The organism is Burkholderia sp. MSMB617WGS (assembly GCF_001532025.2).
GTDB lineage: Bacteria > Pseudomonadota > Gammaproteobacteria > Burkholderiales > Burkholderiaceae > Burkholderia > Burkholderia savannae.
The window spans coordinates 1,505,866-1,526,728 of record NZ_CP013457.1; the positions used below are offsets into that span (position 1 = coordinate 1,505,866).

Genomic DNA, 20,863 nt, shown 5'->3' on the forward strand with positions numbered 1-20,863 from the left:
TCGATCGTAAGGATGATTGGCGATGGATAAAGAGTCCAGGTTTTATTACAGCCCATTCCCTTCCGGAGTTCGAGGTGATGAGAATGGCATGTTTTATGAGGAAATATTGCCTGATGGCGGGTCTAAGTATGTGATAGTCAGAGCCGTTCGATATATGGATGAACGGGCGCGAGAGTTGATCGAGGAAGGTGTTTCCGTGGAAGATTTGTATCCGGAAATCGAGGTGTTTGGCAGGATGCCGAGGCGCGACGCCTTATGGCTTTATAAAGTAGAGAGCTTTACTGTCGAGCGGCAATATCATGAGGATCAGGAGGTTTTTTCGGATCATTCGGAAAATTACGCTTACCATGTTTTTGATGATTATTATGATGCAATGGATTTTTGTCGGGAGAGGCATGGAATCTCTCAGGGGGATTTTAGGAAGAAATGGGAGACTAACTATCCGGATTTTTGAAGAGGCGTGTGAGAGGGGCGTTTTGCGTGACGCTTGGGTGGAGGAGGCTTGTACACGTTTTTGAGATGTATCGTGTTGCGATGTTGGTGCGTTATCGATGCGGAAATTCCATGCTCATGATCAGTTGCCGTGCCAATCTAAATTGATGGTGATGGTTTCGTAGGTACAGGTTTAGCTTCGCGTCATGGGCGGACAAATCCAGGGAATGCTGAAACGTACAACGTGAGCGATATTTAGACGGTGAGCGGGGCAAAGTGGGGGGGCAACGATTTTTCATCGGCCGTGATGGATGGGTAAATGAGCGCTAGACAAAAAGACTTAACCTTTCGGGGCAAAGGGGGAAGTCGAGAAGAAAGAGCGCGAATGGCGATTGTCTCTGTCGTTTCATGGCGACTATCTCGAACTGACGGGAGTTGCCGGGGCTTCCCGGTGTCCCTACATGCTTGTGCGAAGTGACGGGCTAGTCGGCGTTGAGATGGCGGAACTGCACTTCATCGACGGCAATTCGCCGAAAAGCGAGAGGCAACAGAGATCGCGTCGGGAGCGTGTCGTATGCCGCGCTCAGGAACTTCATATTGGTGGGGGCGGCAAGCCTATGGCGTGACATGTCGGCTTTGATTCCGAGTGGCCGTTGAAAAAATAGTGCGGACATTGAGGCGTTGACAGCCGGGTGGCCGAGGTTGCATGCGTATTCAACTGGGGCAGGCGGGGCAGATTCCCGTGTTCACGATCTGTGCGATACGTTCGTGCCGTGGCTGGTCATGGTTGGGATGTCGCTGTACGTCGCCGAAGACTTGCTTGGGTACTCATCGATCACGGTGACGAAGCGCTGCGTACGTCTGGTCCTACATGTGGGGCGTCCGACGGGGCATGCGCGGCTGAGACGCATGGGGTTTTACGTCAAATAAAGGGGGCAGAATGCTATTGGCTGTGGCACGATGTATTATAGATCGTGCCGTTATCTACTGAAGGTTGTGCCATGAAAACGTTAGATGTGTCTCAGGCTGCTGCCGCCGCGCATGCGGGCGGTGTCCTGTCGGCTGTTCTCAAAGCTGAGGGCGGTTCATTTTACGTCGAGCTGGAGACGCGGACGGCTGGAACGGCCGTGCTGGTCACGTCGAACAATCGCCGGCCGCGTGCGTTTCGGAACCCGGTCAAGGCGCTTGAGGTGATCCGCGAGCTTGGGTTGCAGTCGGGGCGTTTCTCGCTCGAAGCATGGCGACCCGATGAGGTCGAGATCGAGCGTTCGAGCCGTCCGGATCGTGCGGCGGCGATGAAGCAGACGCACGCGAATGCGGCGGCCTATGACAAATGGTTGCGCGAGCAGGTGCAGGCGTCGATCGACGATCCGCGCCCGAGCATCGAGCATGAGGACGTGATGAAAAAGGCTCTGGTTCGCGTCGAGTCGATGCGAAAGGGGAAGCGTGCTAAGACTTAAGTGGCGGCCGTTGGCCGAGGAAGACCTGTTGTGCATATTGGAGTTTATCGGGGAGGATGATCCAGATGCCGCATTAGCCCTGGTGCAGTTGATTCGTGAAAGGGTCGAGGGGCTAAGGATTCGCCCGAGGCTGTATCGAGCGGGGCGCGTTTCCGGAACGAGAGAGATGGTGGTGCATCGCAACTACGTTGTCGTATACAGCATTGATGCCGACGTCGTAGAAATTCTGAATGTCAAGCATGCTCGCCAGCAATGGCCGTAGTCGTTTGAAGTCACCGCGCAGTCTCAGTGTAATGACGGTCTGTAGGGGGTATTGGTGATTACCCCGTAAGCGGTATTCAAAATGCCTTATAAAATGTATTGAATGTCAGGGAGGGGCGCTTAAATGCCTCTCACGCCTGACAGGAATCCGCAAGGTTTTCAGTAGCCTGCGGACATATGGACTGAAAAGTGCAGTGTGTCTGTTATTTATAAATACGAAAGGATACCGTAATGAATCTGCCGGTAGATTATTGGTCCAATAAACGGGGTACTAGCAATAGGTCGTGCTCATGTGGTTCATGGGCGCAGCACTGGGTGAATTATTCGAACCGAACGTGGCCCCCGGGTTGTTCAGTCGCGGGATGTTTCGGCCGAGCTAGTGTCGGTGGGCATGTCATAAATTCACTTGCTTCTGGTGAATACATTGTGCCCCTGTGTGATTCGTGCAATGCGCGCAGCGATACTTTCAGCCTAAGTGGGGGTGTTTTCTGTGTGAGCGCAAATAAATCGGAAACTTGTGATAGCTAATTCTAGATCGCTGCCTGCATGTGAATTTGATTTGGGATGCCTTGATGGGTATGACGTTATGCGCACTCCCTCTCTTTACGCCAAGGATATGGTGTAATTTGAAAATGAGGGGGGCGTAAAAGGGGAAATAAATGGTAAGTAAGAAAGAAGTTGATGATGTTTGGGATAAAGGGAAGGTGATCCCGGGGAAGAATCCTGATCTGTACAGGAAAGACGCGCACGGCAATGAGATCTACAAGCCCTCATATGGAAAGGAGGGGAAGAAAAGTTGGGAGATAGATCATAAGGTGCCGGTGGCCAAGGGGGGCGGCGACGGAATTAGGAATAAGCAACCACTTCAAACCGATGCTAATCGGCAAAAGTCCGACAAACACCCAGTTAAACCCGGGTCATTAAAGCAGCGAGGAAAGTAGCGGTTCGGTTCGGCGAATATTTGTCTTCCGATCGGAAATAAAAAAAGCCCTGCGAGTGCAGGGCTTTTTCTTTGCCTAGTGGCTTTGCGCTGGCGCCGGAGAGAACTGCTCGATCCAGCGTTTAACGCGTCGCCACAAGCGGCGAATTCTTTGGTGGGCGGTACTGGGATCGAACCAGTGACCCCTGCCGTGTGAAGGCAGTGCTCTACCGCTGAGCTAACCGCCCAAAGAGCCTTGAATTATGTCAGAGCTTTTTCGTTTCGTAAAGCACTTTTTCCAACATAACCCATCTGACGGGTGCGGACCGCGCATCGCGCGGCCCGGGACCGGATTCTACCGGCAATCGGGCACTTTTATCCAGCACTTTTTAGCGCCGCGTGCGCCGTCACTTCGTCGCGCCGCGAAGGCGCCGGATCTCGTCGTCCAGATACTCCCCGAGCCGCTCGGCGACGGGTTCCCGCTCGTTCGCGCGCCGCAGCCGCAACGTGTGCGATTCGAGCGCATCGCCGCCAAGCGGCAGGTAGCGCAGCCGCTCGCTGCGCACCTGGCGCAGCACGCTCGGCACCAGCGCGACGCCCATCTCGAATTCGACCATCGTCAGCACCGTTTGCCACAAGCGCGCCTCGTGCCGGATCTGCGGGCTGAAGCCGGCGCTCACGCACTGCGCGATGATGAGGTCGTGGTAGTGGGGCGCCGCGTCGCGCGGGAACAGGATGAACGGCTCGTGCGCAAGCGTCGCGAGATCGATGCGCTTGCGCAGTGCAAGCCGGTGCGACGCGGGCAGGCAGCAAAGGAACGGCTCGGAGAAGATCGTGTCGGCGTCGATTTCGGGCGGGAACGTGCCCCAATGCGCGTAGCCGACGTCGATCTGCGCGCGCAGGATCGCCTGCACCTGCTCGTGCGTGTTCATCTCCTTCAGCACGACTTCGACGTTCGGATAGTCCGCCTCGAAGCGCCGCACCGCGGGCGGCAGTCCGCGGTACAGCATCGAATTGACGAAGCCGATCCTGAGCCGTCCCGCGAGCCCCGACGCCGACCGAATCGTCAGACGTTGCGCTTCCTGCGCCTGCAGCAGCAGCCGGCGCGCCTCGCCGAGCAGCACTTCGCCGGCATTCGTCAGCGCGACCGACTTGCTCGTGCGCGCGAACAGCTGCACGCCGAGTTCGTCCTCGAACTTGCGGATGTCGAAGCTGAGGGCCGGCTGCGAGATGAACAACCGTTTCGCCGCGCGGCCGAAATGCAGCTCCTCCGCGACGGCGACGAAGTAGCGCAATTGCTTCAGGTCCATCACGTCTCCGCTCGGGTCGATCGATAAATGCAGCTTATCGTACTGGATAAATCCTGTATTGGACGATTATCGATCGGGGTTCTACGCTCGTCGAACCAGGAGACATGCGCCAGGAGACAAGCGATGAACATGATGAAGGAAATCGTCGACGCGAGCGCGCCCGCGGCGGGCGCCGCCAACATCCCCGACTCGCGGGGCATCAACTTCTTCACGAGCGACCCCGATTGCGCGGCGCTGTTGCGGCTGCATCTCGGCGACGCGCGCTATCGCGGGCTCGAGCCCGAGCTGCGCGCGCTCGGGCTGCGCGCGTCGGACGAGCTCGACCGTCTCGCGTCGCGCGCCGACAAGAATCCGCCCGCGCTTCATCCGCGCACGCGCCGCGGCGAGCCCCTCGAATCGATCGACAAGCATCCGGACTACGTCGCGCTCGAGCGCGTCGCGTATGCGGAGCTCGGGCTGGCGGCGATGAGCCATCGCGCCGATGCGCCGCCGCCGCTCGTCAAGTACGCGCTGACGTTCCTGTTCGTCCAGGCCGAGTTCGGTCTCTGCTGTCCCGTCAGCATGACCGATTCGCTGACGCGCACGCTGCGCCGTTACGGTTCGCGCGAGCTCGTCGAGCGCTTCCTGCCGCGGCTCGCGTCGCGCGATTTCGACGTGCTGTATCAAGGCGCGATGTTCATGACCGAGCAGGCGGCGGGTTCCGACGTCGGCCGGATCGCGACGCGCGCGGTGCGCGAGACGGCCGCCGACGGCTCGACGGCCTGGCGTCTGTACGGCGACAAATGGTTCTGCTCGAACGCGGACGCCGATCTCGCGATGGTGCTCGCGCGGCCCGAGGGCGCGCCCGAGGGCGTCAAGGGGCTCGCGTTGTTCCTGTTGCCGAAGACGCTCGCCGACGGTTCGCGCAACCGCTATCGGATCGTGCGGCTGAAGGACAAGCTCGGCAGCCGCTCGATGGCGAGCGGCGAGATCACGCTCGAGGGCGCGCAAGCGTATCTGATCGGCGAGATCGGGCGCGGCTTTCATCAGATGGCGGACATGATCAACATGTCGAGGCTGTCGAACGGCGTGCGCGCGGCGGGGCTGATGCGCCGCGCGGCGACGGAGGCGCTGCACGTCGCGCGCCATCGCGAGGCGTTCGGCCGCAAGCTGATCGACATGCCGCTGATGCAGCGGCAGCTCGTCAAGATGCTCGTGCCGACCGAGCAGGCGCGGTCGCTCTTCATGCAGATCGCGCTGCTGCTCACGAAGGCGGACGCGGGCGATGCGCAGGCGGCCGGCTGCGTGCGGCTCCTCACGCCGCTCATCAAGTTCCGCGCGTGCCGCGATGCGCGGCGCGTCGCCGGCGACGCGATGGAGGTGCGCGGCGGCACCGGCTACATCGAGGAGTGGAGCGACGCGCGCGTGCTGCGCGACGCGCATCTCGGCTCGATCTGGGAGGGCACGAGCAACATCGTCGCGCTCGACGTCGCGCGGGCGGTCAAGCGCGAAGGCGCGCTCGCGCCGCTGCGCGCGTTCCTGTGCGCCACGCTCGACGCGGCGCGGCTGCCCGACGCGAGTGCGACGCGTTTGCGCCGCGCGCTCGATCGCGCGAGCGACGCGATCGAGCATGTCGCGCGGACGGGGGAAGACGCGCTCGTGCGGCAGGCGGCGTCCTCGCTCTATCACGCGACGACCGCGATCCTGCTCGCGAGCGAAGGGATGCGGCTTGCGCCCGATCACCGGCGGCTCGCGCTCGCGCATCTCGTGTTGCGCTACAGGCTTTCGCCCGTCGATCCGCTCGCGTTGCCGCGCGCCGATGCGCACGCCGGCGTGCTCGCGGCGCTGCTGAACGATCGGCCGATCGCGCTCGGCGATGCGCTGCGGCTGCTCGGCGATGAGTCGGGAGAGGCGGCATGAGCGGCGATGTCTCGAAGCGGTTCCCGCCGTCGAGCGGGCTTGTGGTCGATGCGGCGGCTGCGCGGGCGATCGGTTCGGCGCAGGCATCCGGTGGCGCCGGCGCGGCGGGGCATGCAGCGCACGCATCGTGTTCGGCGTTCGCGCCGCGCGAATCGCTCGTGCCGTCTAGCGAGCCGGGGATGAGAATCGTATCCATCGCGAACACCGCGAACACCGCGAACACCGCGAACACCGCGAACACCGCGAACACCGAGAACACCGAGAACACCGCGAACACCGCGAACACCGCGAACACCGCGAACACCGCGAACACCGAGAACACCGAGAACACCGCGAACACCGCAAACACCGCAAACACCGCAAACACCGCAAACACCGCAAACACCGCGAACACACCGAACCCAACCATCCCAAAAAACGCGACGACGACTACGACCGCGCCACCCAGTGCGCTCGCCGGCCTCAAGGTGATCGACCTGAGCCGCGTCCTCGGCGGCCCGTATTGCACGCAGGCGCTCGCGGACCACGGCGCGCGCGTGATCAAGATCGAGCCGCCGACGGGCGACGAAACGCGCGGCTGGGGCCCGCCGTTCTTCGACGACGACGCGTGGTACTTCATCGGCGTGAACCGCAACAAGGAGGGCATCGCGCTCGACCTGTCGCGCGACGAAGGCCGCGCGATTCTCTGGCGTCTGCTCGAGGACGCGGACGTGCTCGTCGAGAACTTCAAACCCGGCACGCTCGCGCGCTGGGGGATGGATTACGAACGCGACCTGCGCGCGCGCTTTCCGCGCCTGATTCACTGCGCGATCACCGGTTTCGGCGCCGACGGCCCGCTCGGCGGGCTGCCGGGCTACGACGCGGTGATTCAGGCGATGGCGGGCCTGATGAGCGTCAACGGCGACGCCGACGGCGAAGCGACGCGCATCGGCCTGCCGATCGTCGACATGGTGACGGGCCTGAACGCGCTCGCCGGCGTCCTGCTCGCGCTCGCCGAGCGCGAGAAGAGCGGCGCCGGCCAGTCGATCGACATCGCGCTGTACGACTGCGGCGTGTCGCTCCTGCATCCGCATCTGCCGAACTGGTTCGGCTCGGGGCGCACGCCCGCGCGCAGCGGCAACGCGCATCCGAACATCGCGCCGTACGACAGCTATCGCACCGCGAGCGCGCCGATTTTTCTCGCGGTCGGCAACGACCGTCAGTTCGCGCGGCTATGCGCGCATCTCGGCGTGCCGTCGCTCGCGAGCGATCCGCGTTTCGTCGACAACCGCAGCCGCTGCGCGCACCGCGCCGAGCTGAAGGCGCGCCTCGAAGCGCGGCTCGCCGAGCACGACTGCGAGACGCTCGCGCGCGAGCTGATGGGCGAGGGCGTGCCGTGCGGGCCGGTGCGCACGGTCGACGCCGTCGCGCGCGATCCGCACACGCTGCATCGCGCGCTCGTCGTCGAGATGGGCCGCTATCGCGGGGCGGCGTCGCCGATCAAGCTGTCGCGCACGCCCGCGACGTACCGCACCGCGCCGCCGTCGCTCGGCCGCGACACGCGCGCGGTGCTCGATGCGCTCGGCATCGACGCGGCGACGCAGGCGCGGCTCGCCGAGGCGGGCGTGCTGAAGGAGGCGACGTGAGCGAATGGACGCGGCCGCCGGCTTGACGCGGCGACCGCGGCTCGATGGTCGGCGCGGGGCGAGCGCGCGGCCGGGCGTCCGAGGGCGATCGATGCGCCCGTCGGCCGAACCGCCCGCGACGCCCGCTTCGCACGGCCGAACCCGGAGCGATCCGGCCCGAACGGTGAAGGCGCGCGCGAGTCGCGCCACCGATGAAAGACATGGAGACAACGATGACATCCCTGCACGATGACCGCGCCGACCGCGCGCCGGTCGGCCAGCCCGCGCGCGCCGCGCTCGCGGCGTTCGTCGGCACGACGATCGAGTGGTACGACTTTTACATCTACGCGACCGCGTCCGCGCTCATCTTCGGCAAGCTGTTCTTTCCGTCGAGCGAGCCGTTCTTCAGCACGCTCGCGTCGTTCGGCACGTTCGCGGTCGGCTTTTTCGCGCGGCCGTTCGGCGGCCTCTTGTTCGGCCATCTCGGCGATCGGATCGGCCGTAAGAAGGCGCTCGTCGCGACGCTCGTGATCATGGCGCTCGGCACGGTCGGCATCGGGCTCTTGCCCGCGTATGCGCAGGCGGGCGTCGTCGCGCCGCTCGCGCTCGTCGTGCTGCGGATCGCGCAGGGCATCGCGATCGGCGGCGAATGGGGCGGCGCGGTGCTGATGGCGAGCGAGCACGCGGGCGCGGACAGGCGCACGTTCTTCGCGTCGTTCGCGCAGCTCGGCAGCCCGGCCGGCTTGATTCTCGCGCTCCTCGCGTTTCGTCTCGCGGCCGGGATGGAGCGCGACGCGTTCCTGTCGTGGGGCTGGCGGCTGCCGTTTCTCGCGAGCGCGGCGCTTCTCGTCGTCGGGCTCGCGATTCGCGCGGGCGTCGCCGAATCGCCGGAGTTCGCGCGCGTGAAGGCGCAGCGGCTCACGTCGGCGCTGCCCGTCGCAGAAGTGGTGCGCAACGCGTGGCGCACGGTGCTGCTCTGTCTCGGCGCGAACGTGATCGGCGTCGCCGGCGCGTGGTTCGTGAATACGTTCATGCTGAACTACACGACGCAAACGCTCGGGCTCGATCGCGCGATGATCCTCGATTGCCTGTTCGTCGTCGCGTTCATCCAGCTCGGCACGCAGCTCGCGTCCGGCTGGTTCGCGCAGCGCATCGGCACGGGGCGCTTCCTGAAGACGGCCGCCGCGCTCGCGATCGCTTCGCCGTATCCGATGTTCGCGCTCGTGTCGACGGGGCGGCCCGTCGCGATCGTCGCCGGCATCGCGATCGCGGTGATGTGCATGTCGAGCTCGTACGCGGTGATGGCGGGCTTCATGTCCACCGCATTCGACGTGCGCGTGCGCTACTCGGCGATCTCGCTGTCGTATCAGCTGTGCGCGGCGCTCGCGGGCGGGCTCACGCCGCTCGCGGGCACGCTGCTCGCGCACCGTTTCGCCGGCCAGTGGTGGCCGCTCGCCGCGTTCTACAGCGCGCTCGCGGCGGTGTCGCTCGTGTGCATCGCGACGCTCGAGCGCGGCAGGCGCGCCGACGTCGGGGCGGCGCGCGCGGCGCTCGCGAAGCCGTGACGGCGTGGCGCGGCGGGCCGGCGCGCGATCGCTCGGCGCACGGAACATGCCCGTAAAAAAACCTCGGGCAGCGATAGCTGCCCGAGGTTTTCATCCGATGCGTGGAACGTGGAACGTGGAGCGCGGAAGCGGCCGCGCGCGTCAGCCCTGCGTCGGCGGCACGTAGCCGGACGCCTGGTCCGCGCCTTCGCCGAAGAAATACTTCTCGGTCTGTTTCATCAGATACTGCCGCGCGCGCGGATCGGCCATGTTCAGCCGGTTCTCGTTGATGAGCATCGTCTGCTGCTTGAGCCAGCCTTGCCATGCTTCCTTCGACACGCTCTCGTACAACCGCTTGCCGAGCTCGCCGGGCAGCGGCGGGAAGTCGAGTCCCTCGGCTTCCTTGCCGAGCTTCGCGCAGTGAATCATCCGGGCCATCGTGTACCTCTCCTGTAATCGTAATCTGGGGGGAAGGGCGCGCCGCGCCGCTCAGAGCTGCTTCATCAGCACGAGCGACTTGCGCTGCCAGTTATAGAGCTTGCGGCGGTCTTCGGGCAGGTCGTCGACGCTCGCCTTCACGAAGCCGCGCTTCAGGAACCAGTGCTCGGTGCGGGTCGTGAGCACGAAGATCCGCGTGAGGCCGCGCGCGCGGGCGCGCTGCTCGACCCGCTTGAGGAGCCGCTCGCCGTCGCCGGAGCCTTGCGCTTCGGGCGCGACCGTCAGGCACGCCATCTCGCCGATCTTCTCCGTCGAGTACGGATAGAGCGCCGCGCAGCCGAACAGCACGCCGTCGTGCTCGATGACCGAGAAATGATCGATGTCGCGTTCGATCTGGTGGCGGCCGCGCCGCACGAGCGTGCCGTCCGTCTCGAGCGGCTCGATGAGGGTCAGGATGCCGCCGACGTCGTCCGGCGTCGCCTCGCGCAGGCTCTCGAGGTTCTCGTACGAGATCATCGTGCCGACGCCGTCGTGCAGGAACAGCTCGAGCAGCACGCTGCCGTCGAGCGACTGCGGAATCAGGTGCGCGCGCGCGACGCCGCCGCGGCATGCGCGGATCGCGTGCTTCAGGTAGAACGCGTCGTCGCCTTGCAGGTCGCCCGAGTCGAGCAGCTCGGCCGCGACGTCGAGCGACATCTCGCGCACGAGTTCGCCCGCTTCGTCGACGATGCCGGGCGACTCGGTGAGGAAGATGATCTTGTCCGCGCGCAGCGCGATCGCGGCCGCCGACGCGACGTCTTCCATCGACAGGTTGAACGCCTCGCCCGTCGGCGAGAAGCCGAGCGGCGAGAGCAGCACGAGCTTGCGGCTCGCGAGCGAATGGCGGATCGATTCGGCGTCGATCTTGCGCACGACGCCCGTGTGCGCGAAGTCGACGCCGTCGAGAATCCCGACCGGCCGCGCGGTGACGAAGTTGCCCGACACGACGCTGATGTGCGCGTGCGCCATCGGCGTGTTCGGCAAGCCCTGGCTGATCGCCGCCTCGATGTCGAGGCGCACTTCGCCCGCCGCCTCCTTCGCCGATTCGAGCGCGCGCGCGTCGGTGATCCGCAGGCCGTGCGAGAACGCCGATTCGACGCCGTGCAGGCTCAACTGCTCCTCGACCTGCGGCCGCGAGCCGTGCACGAGCACGATCTGGATGCCCATCGCCTGCAGCAGCGCGATGTCGGACACGAGCGCGCTCAGCAGCCCGCGCTGCACGACCTCGCCGCCGAAGCCGACGACGAACGTGCTGTTGCGGAACTTGTGGATATAGGGCGCGACGGAGCGCATCCAGTCGACGAACTGCGCGTGATGGACGGCTTCGTCGGCGGATTGCTGGGGCGCGACGCCCGATTGGGCGGCGGGAAGGTCGGTTTGGGAATTCATGGGCGGGATTATAATGCGCCCCCATGTCGAATGTACCTAAAAGTCCCGCTCAAAAAAGCGCGGGCACGCCGGGCGAGCCGCGCCCCGCCGGCGCGTCGGCGCAACGGCCGCCGCGCCCCCGGCAGACGGCCCCCGAGCCGGATCGCGCGCCGAGCGCCGAGCGCCGCGATTGCGGCCCTCGCGCCGCCCGGCCGCCGCGCGCGCGCATCGCGCCGAATCCTGTTCCGCCGATCACGTTTCCCGAGAGCCTGCCCGTGTCGGGCAAGCGCGACGAGATCGCGCGCGCGATCGCCGCTCACCAGGTCGTGATCGTCTGCGGCGAGACGGGCTCGGGCAAGACGACCCAGTTGCCGAAGATCTGCCTCGCGCTCGGTCGCGGCCTCGGCGCGGGCGGCTCGGGCCTGATCGGCCACACGCAGCCGCGCCGGCTCGCGGCGTCGTCGACGGGCCGGCGGATCGCGGAGGAGCTCGGCACGCCGTTCGGCGAGGTGGTCGGCTACAAGGTGCGCTTCACCGACAATCTCGCGCCGGGCGCGTCCGTCAAGCTGATGACGGACGGCATCCTGCTTGCCGAGACGCAGACCGATCCGCTGCTGAAGGCGTACGACACGCTCATCATCGACGAGGCGCACGAGCGCAGCCTGAACATCGATTTCCTGCTCGGCTACCTGAAGCAGATCCTGCCGAAGCGGCCGGAATTGAAGCTGATCGTCACGTCGGCGACGATCGACGCGGACCGCTTCGCGCGCCATTTCGGCAGCGACGAGCGGCCCGCGCCGGTGATCGAGGTGAGCGGGCGGCTGTATCCGGTCGAACTGCGCTACCGGCCGATCGCCGACGACCGGCCGGCCGCCGTGCGCCACGCGGAGGGCGCGGGCTCGGGCCGCGACCGCGCGAAGACCGCGCGCGAGGCGGAGCGCGACCTGATGGACGGCATCGTCGACGCGGTCGACGAGCTGTGCCGCGAAGGCCCGGGCGACGTGCTCGTGTTCCTCGCCGGCGAGCGCGAGATCCGCGACGCGGCCGAGGCGCTGCGCAAGCACCATCCGCCGCACACCGAGATCCTGCCGCTCTTCGCGCGGCTGTCGGCGGCCGAGCAGGAGCGCGTGTTCAAGCCGTCGAACGCGCGCCGGATCGTGCTCGCGACGAACGTCGCCGAGACGTCGCTCACGGTGCCGGGCATCCGCTACGTCGTCGATACGGGCCTCGCGCGCGTGAAGCGCTATTCGTACCGGAACAAGGTCGAGCAGTTGCAGATCGAGTCGGTTTCGCAGGCGGCCGCGAACCAGCGCGCGGGCCGCTGCGGCCGCGTCGCCGACGGCATCTGCATCCGCCTCTACGAAGAGAGCGATTTCGCCGGCCGCGCGCGCTTCACCGATCCGGAAATCCTGCGCTCGTCGCTCGCCTCGGTGATTCTGCGGATGAAATCGCTGCATCTGTCGGCGATCGAATCGTTCCCGTTCATCGAGCCGCCGCCCGGCCGAGCGATCGCGGACGGCTATCAGTTGCTCAACGAGCTCGGCGCGGTCGACGACGACAACGCGCTCACGCCGCTCGGCCGCGAGCTCGCGCGCCTGCCGCTCGATCCGCGGGTCGGGCGGATGATCCTCGCCGCGCGCGACCAGCAGGCTCTGCGGGAAGTGCTCGTGATCGCGAGCGCGCTGTCGGTGCAGGACCCGCGCGACCGCCCGCTCGACGCGCAGGAGCAGGCCGACCAGGCGCACCGGCGCTTCGCCGACGAGCGCTCCGAATTCGTCCAGTGGCTCAGGATCTGGGCGTGGTTCGAGGAGGCCGTCGCGCACAAGAAGTCCAACCGGCAGCTCGTCGACGCATGCCGGCAGAATTTCCTGTCGCACCTGCGGCTGCGCGAGTGGCGCGACGTCCACTCGCAGCTCTTGACCGTCGTGCGCGAGCACGGCTGGCGGCTGAACGAGGCCGAAGCGACGTTCGAGCAGATCCACCTGTCGCTGCTGACGGGCCTGCTCGGCAACATCGGCTTCAAGGCCGACGACGAGCCGCACTATCTCGGCGCGCGCGGGATCAAGTTCCATCTGTGGCCCGGTTCCGCGCTCGTGAAGAAGGCGGGGCGCTGGGTGATGGCGGCCGAACTCGTCGAGACGAGCCGCCTGTACGCGCGCTGCATCGCGAAGATCGAGCCCGAATGGATCGAGCGGATCGGCGCGCACCTGCTGAAGAAATCGCTGTCGGAGCCGCACTGGGAGAAGCGCCCGGCGCAGGTCAGCGCGTACGAGCGCGCGACGCTGTACGGGCTCACCGTCTATCACCGGCGGCGCGTCGCGTTCGGCCGGCAGGACCCGGCGCGCGCGCGCGAGCTCTTCATTCGCGGCGCGCTCGTCGACGGCGAATTCGACACGAAGCTCGCGTTCTTCGCGCACAACCGCAAGCTGCTCGCCGACATCGAGCAGCTCGAGCACAAGTCGCGCCGGCAGGACGTGCTCGTCGACGACGCACTGATCCACGCGTTCTACGATCAGGCGATTGCGCAGGGCGTCCATACGGGCGCCGCGTTCGAGCGCTGGTATCGCGACGAGGTGAGGAAGAGCGGGCAGCCGGAGGACAAGCTGCGCCTGCTGTATCTGTCGCGCGACGACCTGATGCGCCACGAGGCCGCCGGCGTGACGACCGACCTGTTCCCGAAGCGCGCGACGATGGCGGGCGTCGAGATGGCGCTCTCGTATCACTTCGAGCCCGGCGCGCCGCGCGACGGCGTGACGCTCGCGGTGCCGCTGTTCGCGCTGAACCAGGTCGACGCGCGCCGCGCCGAGTGGCTCGTGCCGGGGATGCTGAAGGAGAAGGTGCAACTGCTGCTGAAGTCGCTGCCGCAGAAGCTGCGCCGCCATTGCGTGCCGCTGCCCGAGTACGCGGCGGGCTTCGTCGAGCGCGCCGGCGCCGAGCGCTTCGGCGCGGCCGGCGTAGGCGTGGGCGGCCTCGTCGAGGCGCTGATCGCCGACATCCGCGCAGAGACGCAGGTCGCGACGAAGACGTCCGACTTCAAGCTCGAGACGCTGCCCGCGCACCTGTTCATGAACTTCAAGGTGATCGACGAGCACGGCCGGCAGCTCGCGATGGGCCGCAATCTCGCGCAGTTGCGCGCGGAGCTGGGCGCGCAGGCGCAGCAGCACTTCCAGAAGATCGCCGCCGCGGCCACGCTCGCGCCGGCGGGCGACGGCGCGGGCACGGCCGCCGCCGCGATTGCGGCGGGCGGCGCGCGGCCCGCCGCCCGCGCCGGTGCAGGTGCTGGCACCGGTGCGCGCGCCGGCGCGTCGCCGCAGGCCGCGGCGCCGTCGGCGGCGCAAGCGGGCGCGGCCGACGCCGGCGCGACGGCGCTCTACGAGAACCTCACGACGTGGAACTTCGGCAAGCTGCCGGAGCTGCTCGAGATCCGCCGGCGCGGCGAGACGCTGTTCGGCTATCCGGCGCTCGTCGATCGCGGCACGCATTGCGACGTCGAGGTGTTCGATTCGCCCGAGGAGGCGGCGCGGATTCACCGCGCGGGCCTCAGACGCCTGTTCGCGCTGCAGCTCAAGGAGCCGATCAAGTATCTGGAGAAGAACCTGCCGGGGCTGCGCGAGATGGCGATGCAGTACATGTCGCTCGGCACGCAGGACGAGCTGCGCGACCAGCTGATCGCGACGGCGCTCGATCGCGCGTGCCTGCAGGAGCCGCTGCCCGCCGACGACGCGAGCTTCCACGCGCACCGCGACGAGGGCCGGAGCCGCCTGAACCTGCTCGCGCAGGAGATCGCGCGGCTCGTCGGGCAGATCCTCGCCGAATACGCGGGGCTCGCGAAGAAGCTCGCGCAGGCGAAGCCGTTCCCGGCCGCGCACGCGGACATGCAGGGCCAGCTCGCGGCGCTCGTCGGCAAGCGCTTCGTCGTCGACACGCCTTACGCGCAGCTTGCGCACTTCCCGCGCTACCTGAAGGGAGTCGCGCTGCGGATCGACAAGCTGAAGGCCGATCCCGCCCGCGACGCGCGCCAGTTCGCCGAGCTGCAGCCGCTCGCGCAGCACTATCAGCGCTCGGTCGCGCAGCGCGGCGGCGTGGCGGACGCGCGGCTCGCCGAGTTCCGGTGGCTCCTCGAGGAGCTGCGGATCTCGCTTTTCGCACAGGAGTTGCGCACGCCGATGCCGGTGTCGGTCAAGCGGCTCTACAAAGTGTGGGAGTCGATGCAGCGCTGAACGCGGTTCAGAGTATGCGGGTTCACACACGGGCGCGGGACGTCAACCGGCGGCGCTCTCGCGCGTTTTACAATCACGCCAGTCCCACGACGTGAGTCTTCATGCGCAATTTCCTCTCCCTCGGCCGCACGCTCGCGCTTGCCGCCGCCGTGCTGGCGCCCGTCGCCGCCTTCGCGAACAACGTGATCGTGCTGAATTCGGCCGAAGCGACGCTTTCCCTGATCGACGAGGGCTCCCGCCAGGTCGTCGGTCAGTATCCGACCGGCAAGGAGCCGCACCACCTGATGGCGACGCCCGACAATTCGTCGCTGATCGTCGCGAACTCGGTGTCCAACAGCCTGATGTTCCTCGATCCGAAGACGGGCAAGCCGCAGCGCACGCTCGAAGGAATCGACGATCCGTACCAGCTCGGCTTCTCGCCCGACCGCAAGTGGTTCGTCGCGGCGGGCCTGCGGCTCGACCGCGTCGACATCTACAGCTATGACGGCCGCGATCTGAAGCTCGCCAAGCGCGTGCCGCTCGAGGTGATGCCGAGCCACCTCGCGTTCACGAAGGACAGCAAGACGGTGCTCGTGTCGCTGCAGGTGTCGGGCGAGCTCGCCGCGATCGATCTGGCGACGCAGACGGTCAAGTGGAAGATGAAGGTCGGCAAGGTGCCGGCGGGCCTCTGGCTCACGCCCGGCGACAAGTACGTGCTGATCGGGATGACGGGCGCCGATTACGTCGCCGTCGTCGACTGGCGCAACCAGAAGATCGTGAAAACGATTCCGACCGGCAAGGGCGCGCACAACTTCCGCTCGCTCGCGGACGGCACGCACGTCGCCGTGACGAACCGGGTCGCGAACACGATCAGCATCATCGACGAGAACGCGCTCGTGAACGTCGGCGACATCACGGGCCTTTTGCCCGGCCCGGACGACATGGAGCTGTCCGCCGACAAGAAGACGCTGTGGGTGACGTTCCGCTTCGCGAAGAAGGTCGGCGTGATCGACCTGCCGAGCCGCAAGCTGATCCAGACGATTTCGGTCGGCCGCTCGCCGCACGGGATCTATTTCTACGACCGGGCACCGTGGACGGCGCCGAACGGCGCGTGACGAGGCGGGGGAGCGGTTCATGCTGCATATGATCGTCGCCGCGCTCGACGGCTTCGTGTCCGATCTGCAGACCTGGCTGTACGTCGATGTCGTGCAGCCGGTGATGTTCAAGGTCGGCCTGATGGATTACGACGAGGACACGTACGACGCGCTCTACTGGGTGATCGTCGGCGCGCTGCAAGTCGTCGCGATGTACGTGCTGCTGCGCCCGCTCGAGGCGCTGCGCCCGGTCGAGCAATGGGCGAACCGCAAGGAGGCGCGGGTCGACGTGATCTACACGCTGATCGCGAAGCTCGGGATCTTCAACCTGTTCTTCTTTTTCGCGTTGCAGCCGCTTTTCGACAACTTCCAGGCGCGGCTGCGCCTCCACGGCGTCTCGAACTTCAATCTCGACTACCTGTGGCCGGGCGTCACGTCGAAGCCGGTCGTCGCGTTCGCGATCTACCTGATCGTGCTCGATTTCGCCGGCTACTGGTATCACCGCTGGCAGCACCGGATCGGCGTGTGGTGGGAGCTGCACGCGGTGCATCACAGCCAGCGCCAGATGTCGCTCTGGTGCGACGACCGCAATCACCTGCTCGACGACGTGATCCAGGCGTGCTTCTTCGCGGCGATCGCGCTCGTGATCGGCGTGTCGCCGTCGCAATTCGTCGTGCTGACCGCGCTCACGAACTTCGTGCAGAGTGTCCAGCATACGAACGCTCGGCTGCCGTTCGGCTGGCTCGGCGAACGCCTGTTCGTCAGCCCGACGTTCCACCGCCGCCATCATGCGGTCGGCTATGGCCACGAGGGCACGAAATACGGCTGCAACTTCGGCGTGCTGTTCCCGTGGTGGGACATGCTGTTTCGCACCGCGTCGTGGAACCGCGCGCCGGAGCCGACGGGAATCCGCGAGCAGTACGAAGGGGTGTCGTATGGCGACGGCTTCTGGGCGCAGCACTGGCTCGCGTTCGTGCGGATCGCACGGCGGCTCGCGCCGAAGAAGGCGCGCGGCGCTGCTTCGGCGTAAGCGGGGCGCGGCGGGGGCGGGGCGAGCGGCGTTTCGGGCCGGCTCGGGCGGGGGGGCGCGGCGGCGTGCGGCGCCGGCTGGAAATCGCGCGCGCCGCGCCGTGCGTTTCGTCCGCGAAGCGGGTCTTTCGAATGGGCCGCCCGGGGCCGTCGTTCCCGGCGAGTCTGTCGCTTCTTTCTCGGCGTCGCGTCGAGCGGCGCTTTCAGCGGCGCTTTGTGTTCGTTTCCGGGCGATTTCCGTCGCTGCCCATCTGTGTTTTCACGCGTTTTCGGGCCGCGTCCGGACTTTTGCCGACGCCCGACGCCCGGCGGACGGCATGCGAGCGCGGCGGCGGTTTCCCGGGCGATGCCGGGCGGCTTTTCGCTTCGGGTTTCATTCGCCGTTGATACCGTATTTCGGCGGCCGGCCATTGCCATATTGGTCGCGCGACGCCGCGATCGCTGCCCAACCGCCCAACCGCCCAACCGCCCAACCGCCCGCTGCCCTTTGTTCGTCACCCGTTGCCTGTCACGCCCGCTCTCGTTTCCGTTGCCCATCGCGCATCGCCCGACGCTCGCCGGCCATCGCCCGCGGCGCATGCACGCGATTCTCGCGTTCGCCATCCGACGCCGTGCTGCCGCCCCGTTTTGCCGCGCGCATGCCGCGTGGTTTATCCTTTCCGAGCCTTTCCCAATTCTCGATCGATGATCCGTCCCGCATGAACGATCTGCTGCGCTCCTTCGGCCGGGCGCTCGCGAGTGCGCTGCACCCGCGGATGCTCTGGCTCACCTTCATGCCGTTTATCGTCGCCGCGGTGGTCTGGGGCGTCGTGCTGTGGTTCGCGTGGCAGCCGCTCGTCGACGCCGCGCGCGCCGCGCTCGACGGCTTCGCGCTGACGGCGCTCCTCTATAAGTTTTTCAACGCGATCGGCGCGTCGCAGTTGCATGCGGTCGTCGCGCCGTTCGTCGTCGTGTCGCTCACGATCCCGCTCATCGTGCTGACCGTGCTGCTGCTGATCGCGACGCTGTCGATGCCGGCCGTCGTCACCCATCTGTCGAAGCGGCAGTTCGCATCGCTCGAGATGAAGCGCGGCGGCAACTGGTTCGGCAGCGTGTTCAATTCGCTGTGGGCCGCGCTCGCGAGCATCGTGCTGCTGATCGTCACGGTGCCGCTGTGGCTGATTCCGCCGTTCTTCGCGCTGCTGCCGCCCGTGATCTGGGGCTGGCTCACGTACCGCGTGATGACCTACGACGCGCTCGCGCTGCACGCGAGCGCGGACGAGCGCCGCATGCTCGTCCGCAAGCATCGCTGGCCGCTCTTCGGGATCGGCGTCGCGAGCGGGCTGCTCGGCACCGTGCCGACTTTCATCTGGGTGTCGTCGATCTGGATGATGGTGCTGTTTCCGTTCGTCGCCGCCGCGATGATCTGGGTCTACGCGTTCATCCTGGTGTTTTCGGCGCTGTGGTTCGGCTTCTATTGCCTGCGCGCGCTGCAGGATCAACGCGCGGCGGCGGCGAGCGCGACTTCCACGGATTTGACGAGGCAAGCATGACCATCGGCATCATCATCATCGGCGACGAGATCCTGTCCGGCCGCCGCGAAGACAAGCACCTCGCAAAGGTGATCGAGCTCCTGAGCGCGCGGGGGCTCGCGCTAGGCTGGGCCGAGTACGTCGGCGACGATCCCGCGCGGATCACGGCGACGCTCGCGCGCACGTTCGCGTCGGGCGACATCGTGTTCTCGACGGGCGGCATCGGCGCGACGCCCGACGACCACACGCGCCAGTGCGCGGCCGCCGCGCTCGGCGTGCCGCTCGAGCTGCACCCGCAGGCGAAGGCGCTGATCGAGGAGCGGATTCGCGAGACGCACACGGACCCGGCGACGCCCGTCGATCTCGATTCGCCCGAGAACCGCCATCGCCTCAACATGGGCGTGTTTCCGCGCGGCGCGACGATCATTCCGAACGGCTACAACCGGATTCCGGGTTTTTCGTGCGCCGACCACCACTTCGTGCCGGGTTTTCCGGTCATGGCGTGGCCGATGATCGAATGGGTGCTCGACACGAAGTACGCGCACCTGCACCACGCGACGCCGCACGCGGAGCGTTCGCTTTATGTGTTCGAGCTGCCCGAATCGACGCTGACGCCGCTGATGGAGAAGATCGAGCGCGACTTTCCGGGCGTGCGGGTGTTCAGCCTGCCGAGCGTGGGCGATGCGGAAAAGGGCGGGATCTATGCGCGCCGGCACATCGATCTCGGCGTGAAGGGCGAGCCGGAAGCGGTCGCGGCCGCGTTCGTGAAGCTGCGCGAAGGCGTGCATCTGCTCGGCGGCGATATCGTCGAGCCGCAACGCGGCTGAGCCGGGCGGGCGGCGCAGGCCATCGCCGCGCCGATGCAAGATTGCCAGGCGATAGAAGAAAAGAGGAAGGGCGCTTGATCGCGCCCGGGCCGCATGCCCGTCGACGCCGACGGGCGTCGCATCTTGCGTGACCGACCCGACCGACCCGACCGACCCGACCGACCCGACCGACCCGACCGACCCGACCGACCCGACCGACCCGACCGACCCGACCGACCCGACCGACGACCGACCGACCCGACCGACCCGACCGACCCGACCCGACCCGACCCGACCCGACCGACCGACTGCCTCGCCCCACACCGGGCCGCCCGACGCCGGCGCCCCCGCGCCGCCGTGGCGCGTCACGTCATCGCCGTGTCATCGGCCGGCCCGACGATGGCGGGCGGCAGTGCGCGTTACGCGCCGATCCAGGGCAGGCCGCGATGGCACCAGCCTTCGACGGTCTTGCGGTGTCCTTGCGCGTCCTTTGCGCCTTCGAACCCTTCAAGCAGATCGAACGCCTTCGTGAAGCCGGCCTGCGCGGCGGCCACCGCGGCAAGCTTCGAGCGCGCGGCGCTGCGGCACAGGAACAGAATCGGCTGATCGGGCTGCGCGGCCATGCGCAGCTGATCGATGAATTCCGCGTTCGGCACGCCGCCCGGATAGCGGGTCCATTCGATGTGCGCGTACTGGCCGTCGCCGACGAGCGGGCGGCCGACCCAGTCGAGCTCCGCGCGGGTGCGCACGTCGACGAGGCGCGCGGTCGGATCGAGTTGCAGCAGTTCGAAGGCCTCGGCGGGCGAGAGCGCGCCCGCGTAGTTCAGGTTGCCTTGCGTGCGGCGCGTGTCGGCTTGCGCGTAAAGCTGTTCAAGCGTACTCATGGCGGGAGGTCTCCTGCGGATCAAAAAAGCATTCTAGCGCGCCGGGTGCGCGGCGACGGCCGGCGA

At 66.6% G+C, this 20,863-nt stretch carries 16 protein-coding genes and 1 tRNA gene; 12 read left to right on the forward strand and 5 right to left on the reverse strand.

The features are described 5' to 3' along the window. Window positions 1–22: 22 nt before the first annotated feature. The 4 genes from WT60_RS07535 (at window position 23) to WT60_RS07550 (ending at window position 3,094) form a co-directional block, all read left to right on the forward strand. Window positions 23–454, forward strand: coding sequence for a hypothetical protein (locus WT60_RS07535; protein WP_145986746.1), 432 nt, complete (start codon window positions 23–25; stop codon window positions 452–454). 979 nt (window positions 455–1,433) lie between these two features. After that, window positions 1,434–1,892 (forward strand): hypothetical protein, encoded by a 459-nt coding sequence (locus WT60_RS07540; RefSeq protein WP_060355392.1) that lies wholly within the window; start codon window positions 1,434–1,436, stop codon window positions 1,890–1,892. 10 nt (window positions 1,893–1,902) lie between these two features. Next, window positions 1,903–2,154 carry a type II toxin-antitoxin system RelE/ParE family toxin gene (locus WT60_RS07545; RefSeq protein WP_060355393.1) on the forward strand — a complete coding sequence of 84 codons (252 nt, stop codon included), beginning with the start codon at window positions 1,903–1,905 and terminating at the stop codon, window positions 2,152–2,154. 658 nt (window positions 2,155–2,812) lie between these two features. Then, window positions 2,813–3,094, forward strand: coding sequence for an HNH endonuclease domain-containing protein (locus tag WT60_RS07550; protein ID WP_082759199.1), 282 nt, complete (start codon window positions 2,813–2,815; stop codon window positions 3,092–3,094). Between the two features lie 151 nt (window positions 3,095–3,245). On the opposite strand, the gene WT60_RS07555 is transcribed toward WT60_RS07550, so the two are convergent. Further along, window positions 3,246–3,320, reverse strand: a tRNA-Val gene (locus tag WT60_RS07555). Between the two features lie 159 nt (window positions 3,321–3,479). After that, complete coding sequence (locus tag WT60_RS07560; RefSeq protein WP_059670632.1) at window positions 3,480–4,382, reverse strand: LysR family transcriptional regulator; 903 nt, start codon at window positions 4,380–4,382, stop codon at window positions 3,480–3,482. Window positions 4,383–4,505: 123 nt separating this feature from the next. Between WT60_RS07560 and WT60_RS07565 the strand changes: the two genes are divergently transcribed. The 3 genes from WT60_RS07565 (at window position 4,506) to WT60_RS07580 (ending at window position 9,450) form a co-directional block, all read left to right on the forward strand. Beyond that, window positions 4,506–6,281, forward strand: a complete 1,776-nt coding sequence (locus WT60_RS07565) for an acyl-CoA dehydrogenase family protein (protein WP_082758219.1) — start codon at window positions 4,506–4,508, stop codon at window positions 6,279–6,281. Further along, window positions 6,278–7,906, forward strand: a complete 1,629-nt coding sequence (locus WT60_RS07570) for a CoA transferase (RefSeq protein WP_060355394.1) — start codon at window positions 6,278–6,280, stop codon at window positions 7,904–7,906. Before WT60_RS07565 ends, WT60_RS07570 begins: the two co-directional genes overlap by 4 nt. Before the next feature lie 212 nt (window positions 7,907–8,118). Beyond that, window positions 8,119–9,450, forward strand: coding sequence for an MFS transporter (locus WT60_RS07580; RefSeq protein ID WP_038748844.1), 1,332 nt, complete (start codon window positions 8,119–8,121; stop codon window positions 9,448–9,450). 141 nt (window positions 9,451–9,591) lie between these two features. On the opposite strand, the gene WT60_RS07585 is transcribed toward WT60_RS07580, so the two are convergent. Both WT60_RS07585 and argA read right to left on the reverse strand, forming a co-directional pair. Beyond that, a complete protein-coding gene (locus WT60_RS07585; RefSeq protein ID WP_038748763.1) occupies window positions 9,592–9,867 on the reverse strand; it encodes an oxidative damage protection protein in 276 nt (91 codons plus the stop codon). 51 nt (window positions 9,868–9,918) lie between these two features. Further along, window positions 9,919–11,295 (reverse strand): amino-acid N-acetyltransferase, encoded by a 1,377-nt coding sequence (gene argA / locus WT60_RS07590; RefSeq protein WP_038748765.1) that lies wholly within the window; start codon window positions 11,293–11,295, stop codon window positions 9,919–9,921. Between the two features lie 23 nt (window positions 11,296–11,318). Here argA and hrpA point away from each other — a divergent pair, with 23 nt between their 5' ends. The 5 genes from hrpA (at window position 11,319) to WT60_RS07620 (ending at window position 19,934) form a co-directional block, all read left to right on the forward strand. Next, complete coding sequence (gene hrpA / locus WT60_RS07595) at window positions 11,319–15,494, forward strand: ATP-dependent RNA helicase HrpA (protein WP_060355395.1); 4,176 nt, start codon at window positions 11,319–11,321, stop codon at window positions 15,492–15,494. A gap of 101 nt (window positions 15,495–15,595) precedes the next feature. Next, window positions 15,596–16,588 carry a beta-propeller fold lactonase family protein gene (locus WT60_RS07600; RefSeq protein ID WP_059577130.1) on the forward strand — a complete coding sequence of 331 codons (993 nt, stop codon included), beginning with the start codon at window positions 15,596–15,598 and terminating at the stop codon, window positions 16,586–16,588. A gap of 19 nt (window positions 16,589–16,607) precedes the next feature. Next, window positions 16,608–17,597 carry a sterol desaturase family protein gene (locus WT60_RS07605; protein ID WP_060355396.1) on the forward strand — a complete coding sequence of 330 codons (990 nt, stop codon included), beginning with the start codon at window positions 16,608–16,610 and terminating at the stop codon, window positions 17,595–17,597. 697 nt (window positions 17,598–18,294) lie between these two features. After that, a complete protein-coding gene (locus tag WT60_RS07615) occupies window positions 18,295–19,128 on the forward strand; it encodes an EI24 domain-containing protein (protein WP_038748772.1) in 834 nt (277 codons plus the stop codon). Next, window positions 19,125–19,934 (forward strand): molybdopterin-binding protein, encoded by an 810-nt coding sequence (locus tag WT60_RS07620; protein ID WP_038748774.1) that lies wholly within the window; start codon window positions 19,125–19,127, stop codon window positions 19,932–19,934. Before WT60_RS07615 ends, WT60_RS07620 begins: the two co-directional genes overlap by 4 nt. A gap of 398 nt (window positions 19,935–20,332) precedes the next feature. Here WT60_RS07620 and WT60_RS07630 read toward each other — a convergent pair whose 3' ends face one another. Continuing rightward, on the reverse strand, window positions 20,333–20,797 hold the full coding sequence (locus WT60_RS07630; RefSeq protein WP_038748775.1) for a rhodanese-like domain-containing protein: 465 nt from the start codon (window positions 20,795–20,797) through the stop codon (window positions 20,333–20,335). Window positions 20,798–20,863 lie beyond the last annotated feature (66 nt).